This is a genomic window from Pseudomonas congelans, assembly GCF_900103225.1.
Taxonomy (GTDB): domain Bacteria; phylum Pseudomonadota; class Gammaproteobacteria; order Pseudomonadales; family Pseudomonadaceae; genus Aquipseudomonas; species Aquipseudomonas congelans.
Genome location: NZ_FNJH01000007.1, coordinates 155,626 through 179,928 on the forward strand (window position 1 = coordinate 155,626; position 24,303 = coordinate 179,928).

The window sequence follows — 24,303 nt, forward strand, 5'->3', positions numbered from 1 at the left end:
GCCATCGGCGTCTGGTTTCGATGTCAGGTAGTCACGGAGGAAAAGCGGGTGGAATTTGATCTGCGTGTGTCGCAACACAGCGACCTGGATTCGTTACAGCGCCTGTCAGTGCGGGCGCGTCACCGTTACAAAAGCATTCCTTCTCTGGCGCATGTCGCCGAAAGCCTTCCGCTGGGCGCAGACAGGTTTGAAGCCTGCCGGGTAGTGGTCGCAGTCGACAGGCACAGCGGTGACATCATCGGTTTTGCAGCCATGCGCCTGCTGGATGATGACCTGTACCTGGACAACATCTCGGTCGAGCCTGATGCATCCGGCAAGGGTGTTGGAAAAAGACTGCTGGCGTCCGTCGAGGCGTATGCGCATGTCTGTCAACTTCACGCGATAAGTGTGACGACATTTCGCGAGCCGCGCTGGAACGGTCCATGGTTTCGGCGAAATGGTTTCCAGCCGATGCCAGCGGAGCGTATTGGCGATGGGCTGAGAAGTGTCATGGAGCGTCAGGCGCAGTCTTTCAACCCTGCGACGCGCGAGACCTTGTGGCGTCTGCTGTAACCCGCGCAGCAACGCGGGCAATCCGCCACCTTCGTTTTGTTGTTCAAGATTCGTACAGCCAGCCTTTGCCATATTCGCCTTGCCAGCCTGTTCTCTTGCCCCGGTGAGAGCTGCAGCGCTCCAGCCAAAATGTATCAAAACGGACATATTCCGGACACGCAACGACCACAGAATTCGCGCCAATCGCTGACGGACCGGCTCATAACCAGAAAATCTCAGGCACCTCCTTCAGACGAGCTAATACCTGCTGCCATGAATAACCTGAACCTGTCGACGCTAGGCCAGAATGAACAATCGCTGGACGTGATTTACGGTCCGATTCAACCTGAGCTGCTACGTGAGGAAGTGCTGGCCGATTTGCTGGAAGCCAGTGTCCGGCGCAATCCGCAGCACGTGGCATTGATCTTCGGCGAGCGCCAGATCAGCTATGGCGAACTGGACCGGCAGGCAGATCAGGTGGCTTCTGCGCTGATCATTGCGGGTGTTCGGCCGGGTCACATTGTCGGTCTGTGGCTGCCGCGTGGCATCGAGCTGCTGGTCATGCAGGCCGGTATCGCCAAGGCTGGCGCCGCCTGGTTGCCTTTGGATCAGGACACGCCGGTTGAGCGTTTGCAGATTTGCCTGGACGACGCCAGCGCAGTCGGGCTGGTGTCCTGCGATGCGATGATGCCGGGGTTGGCCGACACCGGTCTGAAGGTGTGGACTGCCGAACAACTGCTGACGCCGACCGACACAGCGTTGATGCGCCGCAGTGGGGTGCTTCCCGACCATCCTGCCTATGTGATCTACACCTCCGGCTCCACGGGCAAGCCCAAGGGCATTCTGATTTCCCAGCGCAGCATCTGCCATTTTCTGCGCAGTGAAAACGCGATACTCGGCATTCGGGCCAGCGACCGGGTTTACCAAGGCTTTTCCGTGGCCTTCGACATGTCCTTCGAAGAAATCTGGATTGCCTATCTGGTGGGCGCGACGCTGTGGATAGGTCCTAAGGAAACCAGCGGTGACCCCGAAACCCTGCCGCGCTTGTTGAATGAGCAGCGCATCAGCGTGTTGCATGCGGTGCCGACTTTGCTGGCGCTGTTCAGCGAAGACGTTCCCGGCTTGCGCCTGATCAATCTGGGCGGCGAGATGTGTCCGGAATCGCTGGTCGAGCGCTGGGCAACGCCGAACCGGCAGATGTTCAACACCTACGGCCCTACCGAAGCCACTGTATCGGCCAGCCTGGCGCGTCTGTCGCGTGGTCGCCCGGTTTCGATTGGCACACCGCTACCCAATTACGGACTGTTGGTCATCGCCAATGACCCGGCGGTCGGGAGCAACCTGGCGCCCAGCCTGCTGCCGCGTGGTGAAGTCGGCGAGCTGTGCATCATCGGCCCTGGCCTGGCTGAGGGATATCTTGGCCGGCCGGACCTGACCGAAGAAAAATTCCTGCCGAACCCATGGTCCACCGGCTATCACGATGCGCGCCTGTATCGAACCGGCGACCTTGCCCGGATCGACGATGAAGGGCAGGTGCAGTGCCTCGGGCGTGCCGACGATCAGGTAAAAATTCGGGGCTTTCGCGTCGAGCTGGGCGAGATTGAATCGCTGTTGGCGCAGCAGCCTGGCGTGGGCACCGTTGCCGTCCTGTTGCGTAACGAGGAGGGCGTGGATCAGCTGATTGCTTATCTGGTGAGCGACACCTCGACGCCTTCCGCATTCACCAGTCAGTTGCGCAAAACCCTGCAGGCGCAGTTGCCGCCTTACATGGTGCCGGGACACTTCGAACTGCTCGACAGCATGCCACGCCTGACGTCCGGCAAAATCGACCGTAAAACGCTCAAGGCCCGTCCGTTGACGGTCGATGCCGAGGCCGCCAGTGCGGAGTCCGATGTGGCGGAAACAGAAGGTGAGATTGCGCTGTTTGCCGCGCTGAGCACACTGTTCCCCGGCATGCCGATCCGCCGCGATGCGGACTTTTTTACCGATCTGGGTGGGCATTCCTTCTTTGCCGCGCGTCTGGCCTCGGCCCTGCGGGCCAACCCGCGTTTCGCTCAAGTCACGGTGCGTGACATTTACCAGCATCGGCGTATCGGTGCGATTGCCCAAGTGCTGGATCAGGCACCCCAAGAGATGGACGCTCCGGTGGACTGGACACCTCCGTCAGCCTGGCGCCGCTGGCGCTGTGGCGTGGCTCAGGCGCTGGCATTACCGGTCATGGTCAGCCTGCGCATGAGCCAGTGGCTCGCACCGTTCTTCACCTATCACCTGCTCACCGGATCGCCCGAAGACTCTGTCACCTTGGCGACTTTGGCGTCGATCTCGGTATTCCTGATTGCCACCGTTCTGCAGTTTTTCATCGCGCTGGCGGCCAAGTGGCTGATCGTCGGCCGCCTGAAGCCTGGGATCTATCCGTTGTGGGGCGTTACTTACTTTCGCTGGTGGGCCGCAGACCGCATGGTCGAGTCGGCGCCGACTTATCTGCTGAGCGGCTCTTCGCTTTACCCCCTGTGGATGCGTGCACTGGGGGCGAAGATCGGGCAGGACGTGATTATCGGCGGGGCGACAGTACGGGCTCATGACCTGCTGGAAATCGGCGACGGGGTCAGCGTCGGCAACGGTGTCAGTTTTGAAAACGCACGCGTCGAGCGGGGCCAGCTGCATCTGGGACGTATCGCTTTGCAGGACAATGCCTGTGTCGGCTCGTACGTGATCATGGAAGGCAATACGGCCGTAGGCCCGTGGGGACATCTGGAAGCCCAATCGGCCATGGCCGACGGTCGGGAGGTTCCGGCCGGGCGCATCTGGCAAGGCTCGCCAGCGCGTGACGTCGGCGCGTTCGATACGCTCAGTCAACCTGCGCGCCCCGTAACCAGCCCTGCGCGTTTGCGCGCCGAAAAACTGTTCTTCGTCGTCGGCGTTCTGCTGGTCGCGACGCTGTTCTTCATCCCGGTCTTCCCGACCTTTTTCCTGATCGACTGGTTCGACACGCAGCATGTCTTGCCATGGTTCGAGGGCAGCGGGCCACTGGGACAACTGGCGCGCTATTTCCTGCTCGCGTTCCCGGTCAGTGCAGTGCTGATTGTCGCGACCGTCCTGGCGTCTGCGGCATTGCGCTGGGTGGTCTTCCCACGCCTCAAACCGGGCCGTTATGAGGTACACAGCAATACCTACTGCGCCAAATGGCTGATCAGCCAGATTCAGGAAGCCAGCCTCAACGTGCTGTCCGGCATTTACGCCACGGTGTATTCGCCCTTCTGGTATCGGTTGCTGGGCGCGAAAGTAGGGCGCGACGCCGAGATTTCCAGCGCACAGGGCGTTATCCCGGACATGCTGACCCTGGGCGATGAAACCTTTATCGCCGATGCGGTGATGCTCGGCGATGAGCGTATCGACGGCGGCTGGATGACCATGCAACCCACGGTCGTGTCGCATCGCAGCTTTGTCGGCAATGGCGGATATATTGCGGACGGCACGGTACTGCCGGAAAACGTCCTGATCGGCGTCCATTCCTGCGCGCCGCCCAACAGCAAAATAGTCGACGGCGACACTTGGCTGGGCTCACCACCGATCCACCTGCCTGCTCGCGAGCAAGTGAGTGGCGCTCCCGAGTCGCTGACGTTCAAGCCCTCACCGCTGCGCCGCCTGGCCCGAGGCCTTGTCGAAGGCGTGCGCATCGTTACCCCTCATGCGGTGGTGATCGCGGTTGGCTACACGGTGATGCTTGATCTGATGCCACTCGCCTACGATGAACGCTGGGGTGCCGTACTGGCCTACCTCGCCGTCATCGGCATGGCCTACAGCGTGGGTAATTTTCTGCTGATCGCGGCCTTGAAATGGCTGGTGATGGGCCGCTATCGCAAACGCGCTGACCCCATGTGGACGCCCTTCGTATGGCTTTCGGAAGGCATCACCAGTCTGTATGAAGGCATGGCCGCACCAAACTTCATGCGCTACCTGCGCGGTACTCCGTGGTTGCCGCTGGCGTTCAATTTGCTCGGCTGCAGGATTGGTCGCGGGGTTTACATGGACACTACCGACATCACCGAATTCGACTGTGTCAGCATCGGCGCAGACAGCGAGCTGAACGCCGGCGCCTGCCCGCAGACCCATCTGTTCGAAGACCGAATCATGAAGATCGACCACGTCAGCATCGGCGAACGCGTGTACATGGGGCCACGCAGTGCTGTGCTGTATAGCGCCGTCGTCGGCAACGATGCGCACCTTGGCGCACTGACTCTGGTGATGAAGGGCGAACACATTCCTGCAGGCAGCCGATGGGCCGGCTGCCCGGCGTCACCTGACAGGGCATGAAGCACGGGGCGAGCTGGGCATTCGATGAAGATGGCCGGCTTGCCCCGCCAAAGCCTTTCCCTCGGCAGAATGTATTGCTGGTCAGCTGCGTCACCAGACCGGGCTGTGCAAGAGATGAAGCCAGAAACCGCATTCGGGCTTGCGTGCGTACCGCCGTGGAACAGTGGCTTGAGCTGCCACCCGGAGCGATCACGTTCATCCGCGCCCCAGGTCTCGCGCCGCGATTGCTTATCGACGGGCTGCCGGAGCCCGGGTTTTCCATCAGCCATGAAGCTGGATTCTCTCTGGCTGCCGTCAATCTCCAAGGCGCAGTGGGCGTGGACTTGATGCAGTTTCAGGCGGTGCCGGACTGGCATGCTGTCGCGCTGGATTATCTGGGGGCTGAGGTTGCTACCGGCCTGTCAGGCATGCCCGAGTCGATTCGCCCGATCGCGTTCGCCAAGGCATGGTGCAGGCGCGAAGCATTTTTGAAGTTGCGTGGGTTGGCGCTTGAGGAATGGGCAGCAGTGGGAGGGTTGCAGGGCGTTGAGGTTGAGGTTGAATTGGGGGAGGGGATGGTGGGTGTGGTGGCGTTGAGTCAGGGTTTGATGGAATACCTGAATCTTGCTGAGCGGCGTACGGATCCTGAACTGGGACTGTCAGAAATCCCTGATCGATGCGCTGCTGCCAATCATTTCAAAATCTGATCTGGTCGAGCAACTCAACCTTTTCTTTGTTACGCGAGTTTTGCTCTTCAACTTTCTGTTTAACCGCCTCGATGTGCTCAGCGAGCTTTTCTTCTGCCTTTTTTACGTTCTTCTCGGCGGCTGTCGGTTTAGGCGCTGCGGGTTTCCGGAGCTTTTGTTCCATCCCTCCCAGCGGATGATGTGAGGGCTGGGAGGGTTGAAAATCCACCTCGACAAAGCCTGGGTGCTTATCTTCCAGACCTGAACCCGGAGGTGATAGCGCATGCAGTTGCTTCAGCTGACCACTGCTGTCGACATGAATCCTGACTTCAATGTCCCGATCCGGCTTATCGCTCTCGTCCGAGAAATCCTGCGCACGGTAGCTGTAGTGCCGGCTGCCCTCTCCTGAAGATCCTCCGGCGTCGTCAGCGTCCAGATCGGTCATCTCCCCGGTCGGTTTCAACCATGCGGCGAGCCGATGTTTACCAATCCCTTTCGGCAGTTTGAAGCTGCCCACCCTTATCGGCGGTCGGCCTCGCGGAGAAATCTGCGAAGGGACTTCGTGAGTATGACTCTGCGGAGCACTTGGGCCACTCGAACGAGCTGGCCCCGGGGCATGTGCATCGGAGGCAGGCGGACCCCCTGCAGGGTGAGTAATACGGGAGGGATCGAATCCTCGGATCGGGAACATGACGCGAACCTTTAACTGAAGCTTGAAGGCTGAGTGGTCAATACGGCATGCAAGGTTCCCTGGATAGGGGCTTTGTGCGTGTTTGATGGGCGTCGCCGGATTATTCCGGCGTTTGCGCGCCACTGGTCCTGGACAGTTCAGCGGGCCGGGTTGCCGCATTGGAAAAGGCCAAATGATAGGCCAGGCCGACGAACACCGCGCCGCCCACCGCGTTACCTAAAAATACCGGAACGAAATTGTCGCCGAACTGCGCCCAGCTCAAAGCGCCGGCAAAGATCGCTGCAGGAATGACGAACATGTTGGCGACGATGTGCTGAAAGCCGATTGCTACAAATGCCATCACCGGAAACCACATGCCGACCACTTTACCGATCACATCCTTGCTCGCGTAGCTGAGCCACACCGCCAGGCACACCAGCCAATTGCAGCCAATGCCGGAGATGAAGGCCTGTTCGAAGCTGGCCCCCACTTTTGCATTGGCGATGGCCACGGTCTTGGCCATGAATGCGCCTTCAGTCAGACCCACCACATGGCCGAAACAATAGGCGACGAACAGCGCGCCGATCAGGTTGGCCAGCGTCACCAGCAACCAGTTGCGCACCAATTGACCCAGACCGATACGCCCGGCGAACAACGCCATGGGCAGGCTCATCATGTTGCCAGTCAGCAACTCGCCGCCAGCCAGCACCACCAGAATTAGCCCGACCGGAAACACCACAGCGCCAAGCAGATTGCCCAGCGACGCCCACTCGTGAGGGATCATGGTGCTGACATGAATGTCGAGGAGAAACCCGAGGGCGATGAAAGCCCCTGCCAGAAAGCCCAGGATCATCAACGACGACAGGCCCATGTGGGCCTTCTTGACGCCGCTTTCGACGGCAATTTCAGCGATTTGCTGCGGGGTGTTCAAAGACATGGTGGGCTCGTGCGTGGTCGTGGGCTGAGCGTGGGGAGTAGAAACTCAGGCGGTGCGCGCATCTGTCGCACCGGTAAACAACGTTACGGAATGTTTCGGAAGATGGCTAATCGGATGTTTTGATCGGGTGATTGAGATGGTCGATGAGTGGGGAGGTTTGCGCGGAGGTGGGCTTATAGTTGTTTGGTTGGCAGGTTTGTAGTGGGTCGACTAAACCCGAGCACTGAGTTGTCAGCGACCGAGCCACCTTAGAAACGCTGACTCAAGCGCTCAAGCCAGCGGACTGACGCAACTGCAGGCAACGGAGCAAGGCGCCAAGGCTTCTGTAGGACGTTTACTCGTTCCGCAACACGATCCTGTTTTTTACTTCATCCGGCTTGGTATTGCCCGGCATCACCCCATAACTATCCCTGTCTCCATAAACCGCAAGGACAGACCATGACCAACCCAACCGAAACCGCCATCCTTGCCGGCGGCTGCTTCTGGGGCATGCAAGATTTGTTGCGACGCTACCCCGGCGTACTGCATACGCGAGTCGGCTACACCGGTGGTGACGTACCGAACGCCACCTACCGCAACCACGGCAACCATGCCGAAGCGATTGAGATCGTGTTTGACCCGGCGGTGATCAGCTACCGGCAGATTCTTGAGTTCTTTTTCCAGATCCATGACCCGAGCACGCCTAACCGGCAGGGTAATGATCTTGGGCCAAGCTATCGTTCGGCGATTTACTACCTGAGCGAACAGCAAAGGGATATTGCCGAAGATACCGCGGCTGACGTGGACGCCTCCAAGCTGTGGCCGGGACGTGTGGTCACGCAAATCGAGCCCGCCAGGGAGTTCTGGGAGGCGGAGCCGGAGCATCAGGATTATCTGGAGCGGATACCGAACGGTTATACCTGCCACTTCATCCGGCCGAACTGGAAGTTGCCCAAGCGGGCTTGAACCTGAATCGCACCGGGAAAGGCTGCGATAGGGGAGAGCGCAAAAGCTGACCTGTCCCTGTCATGCAGGCAACTGTAGTGGTATCAGACACTTCTATCTGGCGATATTCTCGCCTGAATGAGTGTCCGGAATCACTAGACCACTACAGGACTGTATCTGAGAGGGCCTCACCAGAAACACAAAAGCCGCGCAATGCGCGGCTTTGAGTATGGTGGGCCCACACGGACTCGAACCGTGGACCAAAGGATTATGAGTTGCCTAGAAACGCTGTGAGCCTAGTAAAACTGTTCATAGGTTAACGTAGGCACACAAAGCTGAAAGCATTCTAAACAGCGGGTTTGGCGTAGTTTTGAGAAAGTAGCGAGAGCTTATGACTGTACCTGGTGTGTACCGAATCGTTGAACCAGAATCACGCTCATGAGGTTTCCATACACGGGTGTTCAGTCAATTCTGCCGTATGTCCTCCAAACCTCTTTCAATTCCATCCTGCGCATAATCGCCTATGATTTTGAACGTCTGTTTTGGCTGGTCCTGGGCGTGTCCACTGGCTAACATGACGTGAGCAATTTTACGAAACGGAGAGGTTCAATGAGGTCTAGCCAAAATCGTGTCGCTGAGAGAGTTGCATTTGCCGCCGGTATCGCGCTGCTCGGATACGTTGTAGCTAAAGGATTTTCAGATCAGATAGGCGTAGATATTTCCGCTGGAGGCAGACTCCTTTTCAGCATCGTCCTGTGTCTGAGTTTAGTAGGTTACGCAATATGGAATGAGCTCACGGACGGTTTATTAGGTTGCAGGGCGCTTTTGCCTCTAGCGCTATCGACTTTGTGGAGCGGATTCTGGCCTGCCATGCAGTATTGGGGTGTCAAAGGCTTGTACTTCCCCGGGTTGTCCATCGAGCGTCTAGACGTGGAGTGGTGGGCTAGCACATACATGCAATGGGGAGGTTCCGCAGTGCTGCTTTTTGGAGGGTATGGCATCGCCTACTGGACCTGGAGAAGGTATTAATCCTTATGAGAACACGCACCGTGTCGACAGCTCAAATAGCGAATACGCTCAGCAATGAGCGAGCTGTTAGCCAAAACCAAGCCCAGCGGCCGCCAGGTTTTATTTCGGACTGCTGCGCAGGTTGAGATTCGTAACCCTCCCTGACGAGGCTTTTCTGGCTGATGAATACTTAATGTCCCCAGGTTCAAAGCTCGTACTGAACCACAATGGTAAGCGTCCGGCGAGCTCACCCTCCGAACTCCAGCATTAAGGGCGATGGTGTCCGCGTATTTTTAAGCGGACGCTATCACCCCTAATCGTCAGGTTTTCCATGCGCCAACGAGCTCTTATCCTAAACCGTGCAAAGCCCAGGTCGTTCAGGAACAGCTCAGCCATGCCCAAGCTCTCGACTGCAGTCTGAAACGCTGGGTGACGCTGGCACGCTACCTGGATAATGTGGCTGTGCCCATCGACAACAATTAGGTGGAGAACCGGATACGGCCATGAGCACTCAGCCGCTCAAACTGGCTGTTTGTCGGTCGCTGCGCAGCGGTAAACGGGCGGCGACAATCATGAGTCTGATCCAGCCGACACGTATGAGTGGTCATGATCCGTATGCCTACCTAAATGATGTGCTGACGCTGCCGACGACGCAGCGGGCCAGTGAGATAGAGCAAATGCTACCGCATCAGTGGATGCCGACCTGACTTAGGCAAGCTGAGTTGGGCGGACGCTTACTCAGCTTCAGCACATCGGCGAAGACCTAGCGAAGTTCGATTACACGCCAGGCGTATTCCCCGTACGATTACGCAGCAGGGATGAAGGTTCTGGAGAGTAACTATGAGTCAGGAAAGCGGATACTCCAATTGGGAGTCGAGGGTCCAGCAGGGTCTTGCTCTGTGCGATCAGATGTTGGCAAATGGAGAGGTAGGGGCAGCCCTCGCGCATCTCCGTGGCCTGGAGCTTGGAGGCGAGGCGGATACCAGGGTGGTAGCCATTCAAATGCTTCACCGTGCTGGTTTGCCGGAGCAAGCGTATAGAGAGGTCAAGCGCCTGATACTTCCTGCTGATCCCGAACCAGAGGCACTGTTACGGTTGGCCCATGTGTGTGCGGACGCTGGAGCTGACGCTGACTCTAAAAGCTTCCTAAACAGAGTCGTCGATGATGCATTCTCATTGGACTCTCTCTACATAGCTTCCCGCGTCGCCGAACGAATTGGCGATGCGAATCTTCAGGGACATTTCGAGACACGCATGATCAATGAGCACCCCTCCTATAGCGGTGTCCGGAACTTGGTCTTGCAGCGGGCATTAGGCGACGAACGATTCGCCGAGGCAGCAATTGTGCTTCACCCCGATTTAATGAGTTCGCGCGAGCATCTTTACCATCTGCAGCTGCTGGCAGATTCTGATTCGCTTGATACTGAAGCAATGGTGACACTAGCTGAACGGTCATCTGGCAATTTGGTGCCCTTGGCTATTCTTCGATACCTGCTTGCAAGACATGAGGTAGTGGCTGCGATCAATGTTGCAATCTTACTCGTGGGATTGGAGAAAGATGAAGAAGTCAGAGAACTGCTGGCCGTTCTCGACGCATTTCTGGTGAGAAGGGGCTCAATTGACTTCTTGTTGATTGAGAGCAAGGTTGTAGACATCATCAAGGAGATCGTTGGCTACTTGGCTATCCGCCCGGAGCGGGGCTACGTTCGACAGCGCCTGATAGAGCTGCTTTCGGTTGAGCGTAGTGCCGACATCGGTGTTCCACTCATCTTGAAGGTTGTCTCAGATCTTATTGATGAAGGAGGACTCATCCTCGGACCTGACATGTATCCGGCGTCTAGTTCTGAGGAGGCGCTAATCAAGAGCAAAATCCCAGAAATCTGCATGCAATGGTTCGTGGATCGCCAGCCATGCATTCCTGGCAAGACCAAACTTCCACGCGAGTTGATCTCGATCAATCCAGACGTCTGTATGGCAACCATTTGTACGATGATGAGTTCGGTGGCCATTGCAGTTGAATCACGCAAGGACGTAGACGCCTTGAAGAACTGGCTTCTTCTTGGATGCGGTGTTGCGCCCCATACATCTGCCCCTGATTTTACTACGGTCTTGTTCCGGGTAGCGATGATGCGGTTAGGTAACGCTGGGTACGCGCAGCAGGCCAGAGACCTTTGCGAAGAGCAGCTTTCTCAATGCGGTGATTCACGATCTCGGGCCCAAGCCGCATGGTTCAGCATGGCCGATCTCTACAGCCGTCTTCAGGACCGTCGCACCAGCTTGGTTGCCTTTGCTTGTGCTATTGCGGGCCCCAATATTGGGCAGACACCGTTTACTAGCTTCAATGAGATCAACCTTTGGGTACGGCTGCTTAGGGAGTCTGGACTGTTTGACTATGCTTTGGACGCATTGGAGATATCTGACAAGGCCTTGCAGGCCTGCGGAACCTATGAAAAGCATCGACACCAACAGCTTCATGTCAGATTGACTATCGAGCTTGAAAGGGTTGTTCGCGATCTTCCAGCAAGAGCTGACGAGATCCCTAATCTGCTCCTGCGTACCGCCGAAGCTGGTCAGGAGGCGCTTGGTAGTGGTGAGGACGGCGTCCAAACGATGGCTCTGCTTGATCAGCTCATCCGGCTTTCCAAGAGATTCAACGTTGAGATCCCGGATAGCGCAGCTCAGACGATTAAGGTACTCGCTGGCAATACCTTTTTATCAAAACCGTTCGTCCAAACGCTAATGGATAGCGAGGATCCTATTGGCGCCCTTTGGACGCATTACACATCTGTAGAACCCGCAAAGTTCGCCAACGATGCCGCATATGACTCAATGCCGCTGACGGACGCCGCCAGGGTGGTGCTGACCCTTAAACGCAATAGCGTAAAGCCTGATGAGCTATTGCTGCCGTTTGAGCTTCTAGCCGACAGTGGCGTCGCAGCTCCGGGATGGACGCGGCACCCAAGACCCCCCTACACGTTTGGGTCCCCTTCGAAGATTTTGGAGGTGGCCGAACATCTGCGCGAGCACGGGATCGCCTTGGTGCTGGCCGCATTCGACAACCTCGGCCAGCTAGTTTCCCTCAGATATGAGGAAGGCCAGTTCACTCTTTTGGAAGAGCAAGAGTTCATCTACGACAGCTTCAAGAGATGGTCTAGGTTGTACCCATATGACTACTGCAGGGACGTGGGAACGCAGAGTTGGGAAAAGGAGCACGCAATGCAGCAGTCCCTAGCTGAGTGCAAATGGCAGACACTCCCGTCGAGCGCAACCCTGGTCGTGATGGAGTCAGAGCTGCGTTCGATGCCGAGCAATCTGCTCTGGACCGACAATGGCTTCTTTGGAGCCTCTCAACCCGTTGGTGCCGCACCGTCAATGGCATGGCTCGCGGAGTCGTTCAACCGCCGTCCTGCTTCCGTGCCGCGACTGTGCGCCTGGATATCCAACGCAGGCGAGCAGACACAGACCCTCAACGTATTACTTGGTTATCTGCAAGGGGAGTTCGAGGAATACGGAGTGGTACTGGATACCAGCAACCAGCCGCCCGCAACTCTTGCAAGCTCGGACCTGGTGTTTATAGCCGCCCATGGACAGGTCTCCCCTGAGGGCAACTATTTCCATACCTTGAATGACGAGGGGTCGCTGAAGGTCCCTGCTGATGTGGTCGCAACAGCTGTTCGCGACTCACGTGTGGCGGTGCTGTTTGTCTGTAGCGGTGGCCGCTCGGACAAGGTGCCGGATGCTAACACTACGAGTGGCCTGGCTAAGCAGCTTCTTTCTAATGGATGTTCAACGGTCATTGCCTCACCTTGGCCGGTCGAAGCAATGGTCGCAGCGAGCTGGGCGCCAAAGTTCCTAAAGCACTGGAAGTCAGGCAAAACCGCCATTCAGGCCTGCCATGATGCCAACAAGGAGATTAGTGGTGATCCTTCTCGAGCTTTGGCGATGAATCTTTACGGAGATCCCTGTCAGACCTTATCGTAGCCGTGTGGTGCTAACGCTTTTTGGATTGTGTAGGTGAACGTTTGTAACCGTCCGGCGAATTCTCCCTCCGATCCCAACCATAAGGACGATGGAGTTCGGAGGGTGATCTCGCCGGACGCTTACTTTCATTGGAGCAATACTGCACCCAATGGCTCATCGGTACTAATCGAGCCGGTAAAAGTTTGTCTGGAGAATTGCATTCGACTTGCCCAGATGCTTGCACCGGATTTGACCAGCGCACTGGGTGCGCCCTGACCGGCAGAAGTCGACCCAACGCGGTCAGTGAGGACTGCGTCAATCAGCCGGGTTAACCGGAGATTTTATGTAGGCCCTATCCTCGCTCTGAGAGCGGAATTCTATGTGTGGAGAGCGGTGCATTGATGTATAGTTATTTATAAATAGTGCGGTTATTTTGAAAAATGTAGTTTTATAAGGTGTGCTCGGTGCGTAATACTTGTATGGCATTGGTTACATCAAAGTAAAATTTTAAAGAGGCGGTGTATGTTTTACTCAAGAAAGCTGAACAAGGATACTCAGCAGGTTGAAGTCTGGGAATGTGAGTGGTCAGACCCTGGAACGGGAATGGCCAAGAAGAACTTCATCAGGAAATATTGTATTGAGGGTGAGCAAGAAGATAACCCCGATCAGTACTCGACATCTCAAGCTATTTGTTGGGCGCCAGGAAGAACTATAGGTAATATAGCTGTAAGCTCTGAAGGCGTGTTTGGGAGTTTTACTGCTGTGAAAGGCGATCATGCAGTACTGCCCTGTAATATAATTCCCTGTGGAAAATTCAGGAACGGTGCTGACCGTTGGTATTGTAAAACTCATCAAATTCATTGGGGGGTTAAAGCTGATATTGCTGCGGTTCCTGCTAGCGGGGAGGTGACTTGTAGCAACCATTTGATGGGCATGAGCTACGTTGTAAATCCATTAGTAGTAGACTTCAATGAGTTCGAAGAAATTGCTGTATGGTGCTCACTGCCTCCAGCAATGTCTAGCGAGGATATCGTTCCTCGTGCGCCACACATTCATGTTCATAAACGTTTTACGGGGGAGGAAAGAAAAAGGATAGATCGTGATTACGACGCAATTGTATGCTCCTACAGTCAGGATCTTGGGTTATTCAAAAGCAGTGATATCACTCAAATTCAGATTACTCCCCCTGCTGCATTCGAGTTCGTTAAATCGCTTGAGGATAACCGGGATATGGACTGTGTTACGTGCAAAAAGTGTGGTTATCCCCATTTAGATCTCGGAAGTTTTGCCAACGCTCCTCATAAAAAACACTTTTGTGGTAATTGTGGGAATGACAGTGTCTGGAGTGATGGTAAAATTGTCTCTACCCCTCTTAAACCACTCCATGATCAATTCAATAATAGCAATGAATACATAATACCGGATCGAGTTTTGGATATGGATGACTACCGCGATCTTCATTTTGAATTGTGGTCATCGACCCCTGCTGTCTTATGGACGGCAGATAGACCTCAAGAAAAAGGTATTCATGTTCATGTTTATGAGAAAGGTATGGGCGGAAGGCGTATTGTTGATGATACGTTTGGAAAAGTGATTTATAAAGGCGAGGAGTTAGATCGAAAGGCTCTTTGGGAAATGATGGCTTCTAATACGATATATTAGAGGGTGGAAGGTTATGGTCGATGCGCATCAGTCAATATGCCCATTTTTGAATCTGTGCGAGTGCGCGTTGATGAGCGGGATTAAATGTAAAGGTGTACTTGGATAACGCTATCACCGAGTGGGGTCGCTGTAATGCCAAATACAACTATCACTCAAAGAAGATTTCGTAGATTCTAAGTCGGGGTTAATATGTGGTGCTTTAAGAAATTTTTTTACACGCCGCCGCCGCTTCCCACTCGCTCAGAGGATTTTTCAGACTACAGAGCCTGGTTTTTACACGCGGTGAAATTCACAAATGCTCAAGGCTTTAAGGTCGCAAAGCCAAATTGGCTGTCCTCCCCAATTAGCGAAAGCGATGATTTTCTGGAGCGTGCGCTACTGACCGCAGGTGTGAGCGACGCCTCAAAATCAGCTTTTCAGTGCCTTAAATGGAGCCATTTTCTTGCACCCCACATTGAGGCCTCTCTCGGTAGAAAAGTCTACATCACCATCGGACAGCTTTGGAACGGAGATAAGGCGGCATTCGATCCATCTTGGGGAGATTTGAGACGTTGGTGTAAGAGAGGAATTTCACTTGCAGATATTTCTTCTCAAGGCAGGCAGGGGATTAATCTGCACGTTTGGCTGACAGTTGAAAGCGGTCAAATAATTGATGTCAGTTTACCTAGCTCACTGGCTAGGATTTTTCCCGATAAGGAGTATGGGAAGTATCTTGGAGCGATGATATGGGGTAATCCTCCGCAGATGTATGGTGACTATTTTTACCTGCCTATGGCGGTTGGGTCTGGTTTCGCAGAGGCAATTGGTAGCTGCTCTGAGTTGAAATTAATCGCTCGTAATTCAAATGAGCTGAACGAGTATCAGTATGCATTTGTGAGAAACTAAGTGGAGGCCCGCGATCCTAAGTGATCTGCTCTCCAAGCTAGGTAAGGCCTGCAGCACGCTACGTGGTCTTTCTCAGATCAGCTTTGAGCTGGAACCAGCTAGATCGGGCTGTCAGAAACGGCCAGCCTTCATTGCTCTGGTCCATGGGGTCGTTCAGATGAATCAAGATCTCGCCGTGATGAAGAACTCCCAACTCCCGTATTTTCGCGCGCGCGAAAATCCTTGGCTGCTGGTGATATCCAGCGCGACAAGTCACCCTGGCTCTCACCAGCTCATTTGGAAGCATCTTGTTGAGCTTCCAAACGAGCTGTGTGCACTTATTTGTTCACCGCGAAGTAAACGAACGGTGCACACGCCTACCTCACGCTTAGGTGGGCATCCGCGTAATCACGCAAGATGTGTTCGGCGGACGCTTACCCTGACGGTTGCGGGTCGCTATGAGCAGTGATCCATGATCTGAATTTAGGGAAGCTTTGGAGCGCCTTTACCACCTGCTCAATCGGCCTAATCCTTCTAAGAATCGCTGTAGGTAGCTCTCACTGCCATAGGCAAAGCCGGCAGCAAGCAAGGGCGCGTTGAACTCCGGCGTAGAGTATTCCTGAGCAAAGCGCGAGATTGTCTCCGAGTGCCACGATAGACGACCCATCGCGATGTTTCGAAATTGACTCTGCTGGATTCGATTATTGAGCTCTTCTTCATTGACGCCGTTCGTTTGAGCGAAGAACAGCAGGTTCAGAAACTCGAAACGCTCGTACAGCAGCTCGGGATCCTGCACTCCGGCGAACGAGGGTGCCCATTTACAGGTAATGAGGCTGGCCAGGCGATTGGATAGCGGTGTACGGGCGTTGCTCTGATCCTCTAAGGTTTTCCAATGCGCCAGCAGCCCGTTACCGGCCTCTAAATAGAACGGTGACAACTCGTAACCAATCAATCCTGGTTGCTCACGGCGGTTAATGACGGTTGAATTGAGCAGGCTATATAGAACGTCAAGGCGATTTGCACGGGTTAGGCCCAGTGAATAGCCAAGAACGACCAACGCAGCTGGGTAGTTCTTCAGGGCGAGCCAGTGGGTATAGCCAGCCTGCTCCCTATGAGCTTCTGCATATAGTCCTTTAACGGCATCCAGTACGAGACTCAGCTCATCACCTGTGCCCCATCGACCTAGCACTGAAGCGAGGCGTGCGATTGGTTCTGCAATAGCCTCGTACTCTGGGACCCAATCACTGAACGCCTGGGTTCTCACATCACCCTGTCCTGCAAATAGAGGTGCAAAATCAGCAATACTCTGTCGAGTTTGAGCCGTGACTAGGTCGTCGAGCTGGATTCTGTGTTCAGGCCGGTCCATGAAGCGTTTTGCCATGGCGATCATCAGCTCGATGCTCGCCGGATTGGGCTGGCGGGATTTTTGAATGGTCTCAAGCTTCAGGTTAAGGGCATCGAAGAACGTATCCGCATCAGTCCCACTAACCACCGAAGCGCGGCGTCGTGCGACCAACTCTTGGGCGCGCTCAGACACACCTCCTCGGGCGAGCCAGTAGGTTGGGTAGCGTCGGGAAGGGGCGCGTAGAAACGCAGCCCTCAGGGCGTGATCCCATTCTCCTGACCAGCCGGCGACGATCAACCCGAACTCATCGATTATGCGGTCGAGCAGAGTGTTGAATTCAGTGGGGTAGTCGCCCAGTTCAACATCCGTATTTAGAATCCGGGCGTCCTTGTAATCGCCATGGATTTTGAGGATGAAGCACTGGGAATGGGCGAGCGGTTCTGCTCCTGCCAGGGTGTCGACCGAACTCACGATCGTGGGCTCGATGCCGGCATCACGCAGTGCGTTTTCCATCAGCCTGTCGAAGTTGGTGGTCACAATGACCCGCACGTGCCCAGCACGCACCATTTCTGCGATAGCTCGATGAGCCCTGGTGGGTACTTTTAAACCGTCCTCCAGCTCTTGGGCTGTAGGCTCAAGGAAGCTCTGCACAATGGCTCTGCGTTCGCTCTGCGTGCCTGCTAAGGTCTCCAGCAGCGTCGAATAGTTAGGCTGCTCTCCTGTCTGACCTAGATACCAAGCATACCAATCCTCTTGCTCGCCGACACCTGAGGCAATACCGGCACGTTTGACTAGCTCCATGGTGATCTCCCAGCCGGTTGGAATACCGGCGGTGCGGGATACTCCTGAGCCTAGGAGTAACGCGTACACTCCCTTGTTCTCATATACAGAGAATGCAAGCTGGGTAGTGGGGTCATTGGCGATCATGGGCACAGAGTCTTCCTTGTATTCGGGGTAGCAACGTATGTCACTTAGTCGCCTGCCCTGTTCTGGGTGGGGGTATTCTAGCTAAAGGCCATCACTTGTGCAGTGATCGTACCTCTCGAATTCGAATAAGCTTCCGGCCATCCCTTCTTACGCAACTAAGCGGGTTGTCACCGATGCGGCAACAACTCCCCGATTCCATTTGCCCGCTGCGTCGACTAGCGGCTGCAATTGCACACCGCAAACGCCGACCCAACTGGCGAGCGTTGAGCTAGGTATCGCAAGACCGGCCCGACCGAAGATTTGCTCCTGGCGGTACAGCGGTAAATGATCGGCGTATTTCGCGATCATCACCTGGGCCATCAGCCCGGCAGTCGGGATGCCTTTGTCGATGACCTGTGCCGGTATGCGTGTTTGCCGTTCGCTTACATCACGAAGATTAGGTTTTGAACCCGCTGTGATTTTCGCGCGCGCGAAAATGAGGAGATCTTTCGAAAGTAGGTACAGCTCGTCGTTCTGTGCAGGCTATCAATTTCTAGCTCCCGTTAGCGGGTTGTAACCTTGGGCCGCGCATCGGGCTCTTGCCATGATGCTGGCCGTACATTCTCTTTGCTTCGCCTCGGCTGCAGCTTCCGATTGACGTTTTGCCGCAGCTAGCCGGCGCTCGGAATCTTGCTCTGCTCGGCGTGTAGCCTCGGCAGCTACGCTGGCCTGACGCTCAATGTCCCGTTGGCGTTGGATAGATAGACGCTGTGCTTTATGTTGCTCACGTTCCGCCTGTAGCTCTGCTTGTCGGGCGTCTCTCTCTGCCTGACTTGCCTGATTCTGAGCTTCCAGCTTTGCCTGTTGCTTCTGCTGTTCTGCGCTTCGCTCTGCTTTACGGATTGCGCTACTGAGCTCGTCAATGGGAGCTTTAGGCTCGGGCTGCTGCCGCTCGTATAACTGTTCTCCACTCTCATAATCGGAAGCCTGCTCTGCTGCTGGCCCAGGCACGCCTGCCTTGTCGCCGTTCAGTTGCACATCCAGTCGATGAACCATGTTCTCTGTCTGGGCTTGGAGCTTGAATACTTCCTGCAGTACAGGCAGCGCATCAAGCAATCCGTCTGAAAGCCTTTGGTACTCAAATCGTGAGGGGCGTTTAACCTCAAGAGCATCGAGATACCTTTTCCCTTCAGCGCTCAGCGGTATCTGCAGTTTCGTTAACCCTTTAAATGGCGAAGCTGCGATCACTTGTTGAGCCTGATCGTATTGTTCTTGCTGCACTACCGCTTTCTGAAGTATCTGCTCCTTACTCAAGGGCTTGACCAAGGACAGCTGGGCTTGAAGTTCAGTCGTTTGTGCGGTCGCCACTTGTCGCAGCCATTCAGGTTGGTCTGCCATCAAGCCCTGGAGGCGTGAGAGTGCTGTCTGTGTGTGTTGCGCCGATTGGTCGATCAACTGGTTCACGGCTTCAATGCGTTGAATCGCTTCGTCCGCTTTCATCGCAGGGTACCGGTAACCATAAACGAATGCGGCCAATAGCAGAGCCAAGGCTAGCAAGGTCGCTGGGGAAGTTGACCCTGGCCAATACCAATGGCCCTCCGCTTCACGCATCAACGGCATATAGATTTCGGTAGTTTTCATGCTGCATCCCCCGCTTGTTTCGGATACAGGCGGATCACATCACGGCGTTGGATTCGTCCGCGGTTGATGACTGCGATAGCGGTACCTGGTATGGCCAAGAGGGTGTCGATCTCATCGGGCGAGATGAGTGGGGATAGCTCTAGCTGGAGTGCTGGTCGCGGTGGTGCCTGATTTGGATCATCAGGCACCACCATTCCATCCAGCCAGTTCATAGCTTTGGGAGTCCACTGACGATGCCAGAGTCCTATCGCATAAGATAGCCGTGGCGCGCCGAAGCGATTCTGGCGATGCAGCGTGGTCGACTGCATTGCTTGACCAGTACCAGAGTTAGCGTACAGACCAAAATCGCTAGCGGCGTCAGGTAGCCCCTGAAAGCTTTGTGTCGAAGCCTTCCATACATTACCGACCCGCTTGGAAACGTAGCTGTTTGAGTCATCTGTACGGGGGGCTAAAGCTATGATGCTGGCAAGGTTGCCGAGCATCTGTACCGCGCCGTCGCGCTCCAGGCGCTTATACAAACCGTCGACGTTTTGTGTCGCAAACATCAGATACAGGCCAAGGCTGCGTGCGACCGGAACAGTTTCCAGATCCGCTTTGGTCAACAGGTTCTGAACCTCGTCAGCGGCGAGCAGAACAGGCCTATGGCCTTCCAAGCCCTGCCAACTGTCGCCGCGTTTTTTTACCGCATCGTAGACTCTGCGCATGCATATAGCTGAGATGGCCACCCCGCCAATGCCATATTCCGATTCTGGTAGCAGAAGCCCAATTTTCTGACCGGTCATCACATTTTCAACTCTGAACTCAGTGTCAGTTGTGTTGACCCACGGACCAAGCTTCTCTTGGAGCAGGATGTTGCCCAGCCAGGTTCGAAGCATGTTGCTGATACAGCCGGCAGTCTTCTCCGGAAAATCGGGGTACTCCAGCAGCCAGTAATGAGCTGCGGCAAGCAGGCGGCCACTACCGTCAATTTCGCTAGAAATAGGGTCGAGCCAGTCCGCGCGTTCTTGGTGGCTGGCTAAGCAGAACTGTTGGATCTGCGTCAGCGTGTATGGCAGGTTGGGATGGGCTTCTACCAAGATCGCCGCCATGCGCAGCATGAGGCGTGCAGAGTCACGCCAGAAGGTATCCCCTTTTCCGTCGTCGCATACGTCGGGGAGCACATCAGCCAATGCATCTGGCGTCATACCAGAAATTGGATTGAACGGGCCGTGATCCGGGCTGATGAGTGTGTATCCTTCTGTTCCGTCAAATTCGAGAGGCAATGCTCCTTTGCCATCGAGTACTAGAAGCCCCCCTAGATCGCCATCAATCCATTGTTTGGTAAGGGGGCGAATGACGCCTGAGGTTTTACCTGTGCCGCTAGCTCCTAATACGCCGACGTGGGTAGCCAAGTCCGTTACGGACAGGCCGAACGGGATGCCGGCCTCAGTAGGCGATAGTGGGTCACGTCGTTGCGCTAGAAGACCAGTACTGGTTCCAAGGTGGATAAACGGAGAGCCATCCTTTTTGGCGTTTCGGATCTGCTCAGTACGTGCCTCCTCAAGATGCTGGAAGTACGCCCGTCCGACCTTGTCGACTAATAGCTCCGTACCACTTTCACGCACTGCTTGATCGAGCAGCATTGCGCGAACCTTAAGTGGAGATTTGGCCGTGAAGGTGAGATAGATCGCGAAAGCCCACATCCCGATAACGTAGACCCAGTTAATCACTTGTGCGTCCAGCCGAACAAAAGCATCCAGGTGTTCTCGATAGGACGCAGATAGCCCAAAAATTATTAGCAGTGGGATGATCACGACCTTCAGTGCGAAGAAGAGTACGGACGAATCTTTTTCCTGCTGCCCAGATTTGGATTGCTCGTGATCGCGGGGAATCCAGAACGCCATTTTTTGCCAGACCAAAAGGGAGAAATAATCCAAGACCGCAAGCATGGGCGATGAGGTCGCAAGGACTGGAGATAGCATGACTAAGCCCATCAGCACGAGCACAGCCTTAGTGATCATCCACTCTGCGCGAACGGCTGAAAACTCTAGGTCAGTAGCTAGTACTTGCCCCGCTACAGATTGGCCGTCGGAATCAGTTACCAATAGTCGGGCACGGTCTTTCAGATCGAGCGGAGTTTCTGGCTCTAAATCACGAATGACGCAGCGACTGATTACGCTTTTCACTGAGTCGATTTCATCCTGACGCACTGGCATTTTTGGCAGGAATAACTGGGCAATCAGTGGACCGAATATTGTTGCGGAACAACACAGAAAAAAGCTGAGCCAGACGGTGCCTGTCAGCACCAAGGGAATGAGCTTGTCGCTTGTTGTAGTGCCAGCTGCATTCACCAGCATGTAGGTAATTAGCAGCCCAGCCATCATCAGCATTGGGACGACTAGCCAGGTTCGCTTTGCCCAGATACGTTGAGCGAGAAACACACCTATTTGCGACAGCGAGAGCCGCTGCGCCATTCTTTCGATTTCGTCATCTGATAAGCCGTCATGCTCATTATCAGTACCTACAATCCAATATACCTGCGGGTCTAGGACATCCTCATATTTTCGACCAATGACTGCTCGCATCATTTTTTGCTCTCGATGTAAAAGCCAGTGCCTTACCTTCGATACAGGATCATCAAAAAATTTACTTTTCGCTAAAAAGCTCATGTCTACTGCCTGCTAGGTTTATTGACGTGTGGACGGGGCGCTACTCAGCTTTTTCTGGGTCGTTCCCGACTTGCCATAAGTGCATCTCCTGTTCTTTTCCAGTCGACTCGCACTGCATCGGTTACGGCCGTTTCTTCAATTGCCACAAGGGCGCCCAAGAGCTCACCACGATCCAAAAGAGGACTTCCTGTCTTTGTATCAACCAAGCCTGCCAGTATGAGCAGTCCGGCTGCTTGATAAAGCTCACGGTCCCTGGCTTTACGTGCAGATTCTTTTTCTGCATTAACAATGCGAGCTACATCGCTTCTGGCCTTCTGTGCCTTGGCTTCTGCCCACTCGGCCTTGATGAGAAAACTGAGCTTTCGCTCCTCGTCATTTGTTCGAGAGGTTTTTTCTGAAAGCATCAGGAGTAATCGCTGTTGATCATTTGGTGATTTCAGATTTTTTATGTGAAGAATCCTGTCGCTAAGCCATTTTTCTTTCATTTCGCTTAATTACGCTAAGTTTGATTTTAGGGTTCTAATTATAACTATTATATGTTTGATGTGCGCACGAACTGCTTTATCCTTCCAGTATTGGAAGGCGCGCTTAGTTGTTTCTTCGTTCCTCAGAAACAGCGCGCCCTGCCGGGGGCAGAAGCGAAAATCAAAAGCAGAATTTTCGCGGGCGCGAAAAAAAAGCGTAGTGCCAAGGCATATTTTCGCGGGCGCGAAAATTCAGACGCGTGAGGTAATCCGCAGATGGCTATTGGTCGTTTAAGCATGAAGGTGGGAAAGATCGGGAAGGCTGGGCCACATGCGGCCTATATCGCCCGTGAAGGTAAGTATGCCGCGCGGCTAGATAGAAACGAAAAACTGGAGGCGACTGAGTCCGGGAACATGCCGGCTTGGGCTCAGCATTGTCCTCAAGAGTTTTGGAATGCCGCTGACGCGAATGAGCGCAAAAATGGCACTACGTATCGCGAGATGGAAATAGCGTTGCCTCGTGAGCTTTCACCACAGCAGCGCACTGATCTGGTACATGACTTTGTACGCCAGGAAATAGGAACGCGCCACGCGTATCAGTGGGCAATTCATTCGCCGAAAGCAGCAGACGGCGACGAGCAGCCCCATTTGCATTTGATGTTCAGTGAAAGGCAGTGTGATGGCTATGCACGTGATCCTGAGCAGTACTTCAAACGCTACAACTCTAAAAATCCGGCTAATGGTGGCGCTCGTAAAGGCTATGGCCCAAGCGCTGGACTCACACTGAGTACGACGGAGCGCAAGGCGGAGTTACGTCAGTTGCGCTATCGCTGGGAGACAAGTTGCAATACGCATCTGGAGCGAGCGGGGTTTGCAGAGAGGATCGATATGCGCAGCCATGCCGAAAGGAATACTGGGTTAAAGCCAGAACGGAAATATTTGCCGAGCGAGTGGAGAGATCCGTTGCTACGCGCAAAGGTGATCGACTTTCGACAGGCCCGAGCAGAGCTTTCCCGATCTCGTGATGATTTACGGAGCGAAGTTCCGAGCGCTGCAGCTGAGATTATTAGCCTTGAGAAAGAGCGTGAGCGGCGAACCCACGTGCAAAAAAACTCGGGCGGTAGCCCCCAACAGACCATCATTACGACCGGTTCGGTCGAGAGGCAAAGCGACGTGTCAACTAATTCCAACGGTAGTTCTACTGATAAAAAAAGATCTGAGCGAATGAGTAGAGAAGAGGCTGGACGAATTGCTACAGCGCTCTCCCAAGAAAATGAGCGCCGCGAGAACCTTGAAACCATGCGACACATCGAAAAGATTCCGCAGTCGGAAAAGTCAGCTCAAGAGCTGCGAGATCAAAAAGAACGATCAGACCAAGAGAAAAGCATCCGCGATCAGGTCCGTAGGATGGAGCAATCGCGAAGCGACGAAGGAGATCGCTTGATTAACCAACTGCAGCGGGAGAGGGAGGAGGGAAGTGCGTGCGTACCTGGCGCGATTGAGAAGATGGAGGCCCAGGTGGCCCAGGGGGCCGGGAGTGGAAAGGCACCTGGTCGCGACCATGTACATGGTCAGAACGTTTCAAGCATTGAGCAAATGCGAACCAGGGCAATGGAGCGAGGTCACTTTAAAGATCAGGCGCTAAAGCCCGACCATGACCGTCCTCGCGCTTCTACTACGCTTGAGCAGATTAGGTCCGACGCCGAGACACGTCGTCTTGCGAAAGAGCAGAATTCCAATGAGGCGGACATCGAACGCTGACGG

At 54.7% G+C, this 24,303-nt stretch carries 14 protein-coding genes and 2 pseudogenes; 9 read left to right on the plus strand and 7 right to left on the minus strand.

What is annotated here, in order from left to right; translation table 11 throughout:
- Window positions 1–48: 48 nt before the first annotated feature.
- From BLR20_RS21345 to BLR20_RS21355, 3 genes are all read left to right on the plus strand, one after another.
- The gene (locus tag BLR20_RS21345; RefSeq protein WP_054994475.1) at window positions 49–552 is read left to right on the plus strand and encodes a GNAT family N-acetyltransferase; all 504 of its coding nucleotides are present in this window, start codon (window positions 49–51) and stop codon (window positions 550–552) included.
- 252 nt (window positions 553–804) lie between these two features.
- Window positions 805–4,845 (plus strand): Pls/PosA family non-ribosomal peptide synthetase, encoded by a 4,041-nt coding sequence (locus BLR20_RS21350; RefSeq protein ID WP_054994476.1) that lies wholly within the window; start codon window positions 805–807, stop codon window positions 4,843–4,845.
- Complete coding sequence (locus tag BLR20_RS21355; protein WP_054994477.1) at window positions 4,842–5,531, plus strand: 4'-phosphopantetheinyl transferase family protein; 690 nt, start codon at window positions 4,842–4,844, stop codon at window positions 5,529–5,531. The genes BLR20_RS21350 and BLR20_RS21355 overlap by 4 nt, the downstream gene beginning before the upstream one ends.
- On the opposite strand, the gene BLR20_RS21360 is transcribed toward BLR20_RS21355, so the two are convergent.
- Window positions 5,521–5,955 (minus strand): hypothetical protein, encoded by a 435-nt coding sequence (locus BLR20_RS21360; protein ID WP_054994478.1) that lies wholly within the window; start codon window positions 5,953–5,955, stop codon window positions 5,521–5,523. The two genes, BLR20_RS21355 and BLR20_RS21360, sit on opposite strands and share 11 nt — an antisense overlap.
- 346 nt (window positions 5,956–6,301) lie before the next feature.
- Window positions 6,302–7,117, minus strand: a complete 816-nt coding sequence (locus BLR20_RS21365) for a formate/nitrite transporter family protein (protein WP_054994479.1) — start codon at window positions 7,115–7,117, stop codon at window positions 6,302–6,304.
- A 438-nt stretch (window positions 7,118–7,555) separates the two neighbouring features.
- Between BLR20_RS21365 and msrA the strand changes: the two genes are divergently transcribed.
- The 5 genes and pseudogenes from msrA (at window position 7,556) to BLR20_RS21395 (ending at window position 15,556) form a co-directional block, all read left to right on the plus strand.
- Window positions 7,556–8,062: a peptide-methionine (S)-S-oxide reductase MsrA gene (gene msrA, locus BLR20_RS21370; protein ID WP_024693084.1), complete on the plus strand. Its 507-nt coding sequence runs from the start codon at window positions 7,556–7,558 to the stop codon at window positions 8,060–8,062.
- 1,383 nt (window positions 8,063–9,445) lie between these two features.
- Window positions 9,446–9,756: pseudogene (locus tag BLR20_RS21380) on the plus strand (IS66 family transposase); the annotation flags it as partial.
- A gap of 133 nt (window positions 9,757–9,889) precedes the next feature.
- Window positions 9,890–13,030 carry a CHAT domain-containing tetratricopeptide repeat protein gene (locus BLR20_RS21385; RefSeq protein WP_054994480.1) on the plus strand — a complete coding sequence of 1,047 codons (3,141 nt, stop codon included), beginning with the start codon at window positions 9,890–9,892 and terminating at the stop codon, window positions 13,028–13,030.
- Between the two features lie 501 nt (window positions 13,031–13,531).
- Window positions 13,532–14,671 (plus strand): hypothetical protein, encoded by a 1,140-nt coding sequence (locus tag BLR20_RS21390; RefSeq protein ID WP_074595028.1) that lies wholly within the window; start codon window positions 13,532–13,534, stop codon window positions 14,669–14,671.
- Between the two features lie 282 nt (window positions 14,672–14,953).
- On the plus strand, window positions 14,954–15,556 hold the full coding sequence (locus tag BLR20_RS21395; protein WP_143010017.1) for a hypothetical protein: 603 nt from the start codon (window positions 14,954–14,956) through the stop codon (window positions 15,554–15,556).
- Between the two features lie 484 nt (window positions 15,557–16,040).
- Here the strand turns inward: BLR20_RS21395 and BLR20_RS21405 are convergent, their stop codons facing one another.
- The 5 genes and pseudogenes from BLR20_RS21405 to BLR20_RS21430 all read right to left on the minus strand — a co-directional run bounded on the left by BLR20_RS21405 (window position 16,041) and on the right by BLR20_RS21430 (window position 22,560).
- The gene (locus tag BLR20_RS21405; protein WP_054994484.1) at window positions 16,041–17,807 is read right to left on the minus strand and encodes an SIR2 family protein; all 1,767 of its coding nucleotides are present in this window, start codon (window positions 17,805–17,807) and stop codon (window positions 16,041–16,043) included.
- A 198-nt stretch (window positions 17,808–18,005) separates the two neighbouring features.
- Window positions 18,006–18,221: pseudogene (locus tag BLR20_RS21410) on the minus strand (IS66 family transposase); the annotation flags it as partial.
- Between the two features lie 111 nt (window positions 18,222–18,332).
- Window positions 18,333–19,427, minus strand: coding sequence for a flotillin family protein (locus BLR20_RS21415; RefSeq protein WP_054992528.1), 1,095 nt, complete (start codon window positions 19,425–19,427; stop codon window positions 18,333–18,335).
- A complete protein-coding gene (locus BLR20_RS26570; protein WP_082429536.1) occupies window positions 19,424–22,075 on the minus strand; it encodes a type IV secretory system conjugative DNA transfer family protein in 2,652 nt (883 codons plus the stop codon). Before BLR20_RS26570 ends, BLR20_RS21415 begins: the two co-directional genes overlap by 4 nt.
- 44 nt (window positions 22,076–22,119) lie before the next feature.
- Window positions 22,120–22,560, minus strand: coding sequence for a conjugal transfer protein TraD (locus BLR20_RS21430; RefSeq protein WP_054992527.1), 441 nt, complete (start codon window positions 22,558–22,560; stop codon window positions 22,120–22,122).
- A 255-nt stretch (window positions 22,561–22,815) separates the two neighbouring features.
- Here BLR20_RS21430 and BLR20_RS21435 point away from each other — a divergent pair, with 255 nt between their 5' ends.
- The gene (locus BLR20_RS21435) at window positions 22,816–24,300 is read left to right on the plus strand and encodes a MobA/MobL family protein (protein WP_202907603.1); all 1,485 of its coding nucleotides are present in this window, start codon (window positions 22,816–22,818) and stop codon (window positions 24,298–24,300) included.
- The last annotated feature ends 3 nt before the right edge of the window (window positions 24,301–24,303 follow it).

Bases quoted from the DNA above. Each gene is read 5' to 3' on its own strand.
- BLR20_RS21350 (WP_054994476.1), top strand. From the start codon at position 805: ATGAATAACCTGAACCTGTCGACGCTAGGCCAGAATGAACAATCGCTG.
- BLR20_RS21355 (WP_054994477.1), top strand. From the start codon at position 4,842: ATGAAGCACGGGGCGAGCTGGGCATTCGATGAAGATGGCCGGCTTGCC.
- BLR20_RS21360 (WP_054994478.1), bottom strand. From the start codon at position 5,955: ATGACCGATCTGGACGCTGACGACGCCGGAGGATCTTCAGGAGAGGGC.
- BLR20_RS21365 (WP_054994479.1), bottom strand. From the start codon at position 7,117: ATGTCTTTGAACACCCCGCAGCAAATCGCTGAAATTGCCGTCGAAAGC.
- msrA (WP_024693084.1), top strand. From the start codon at position 7,556: ATGACCAACCCAACCGAAACCGCCATCCTTGCCGGCGGCTGCTTCTGG.
- BLR20_RS21385 (WP_054994480.1), top strand. From the start codon at position 9,890: ATGAGTCAGGAAAGCGGATACTCCAATTGGGAGTCGAGGGTCCAGCAG.
- BLR20_RS21390 (WP_074595028.1), top strand. From the start codon at position 13,532: ATGTTTTACTCAAGAAAGCTGAACAAGGATACTCAGCAGGTTGAAGTC.
- BLR20_RS21405 (WP_054994484.1), bottom strand. From the start codon at position 17,807: ATGATCGCCAATGACCCCACTACCCAGCTTGCATTCTCTGTATATGAG.
- BLR20_RS21415 (WP_054992528.1), bottom strand. From the start codon at position 19,427: ATGAAAACTACCGAAATCTATATGCCGTTGATGCGTGAAGCGGAGGGC.
- BLR20_RS26570 (WP_082429536.1), bottom strand. From the start codon at position 22,075: ATGAGCTTTTTAGCGAAAAGTAAATTTTTTGATGATCCTGTATCGAAG.
- BLR20_RS21430 (WP_054992527.1), bottom strand. From the start codon at position 22,560: ATGAAAGAAAAATGGCTTAGCGACAGGATTCTTCACATAAAAAATCTG.
- BLR20_RS21435 (WP_202907603.1), top strand. From the start codon at position 22,816: ATGGCTATTGGTCGTTTAAGCATGAAGGTGGGAAAGATCGGGAAGGCT.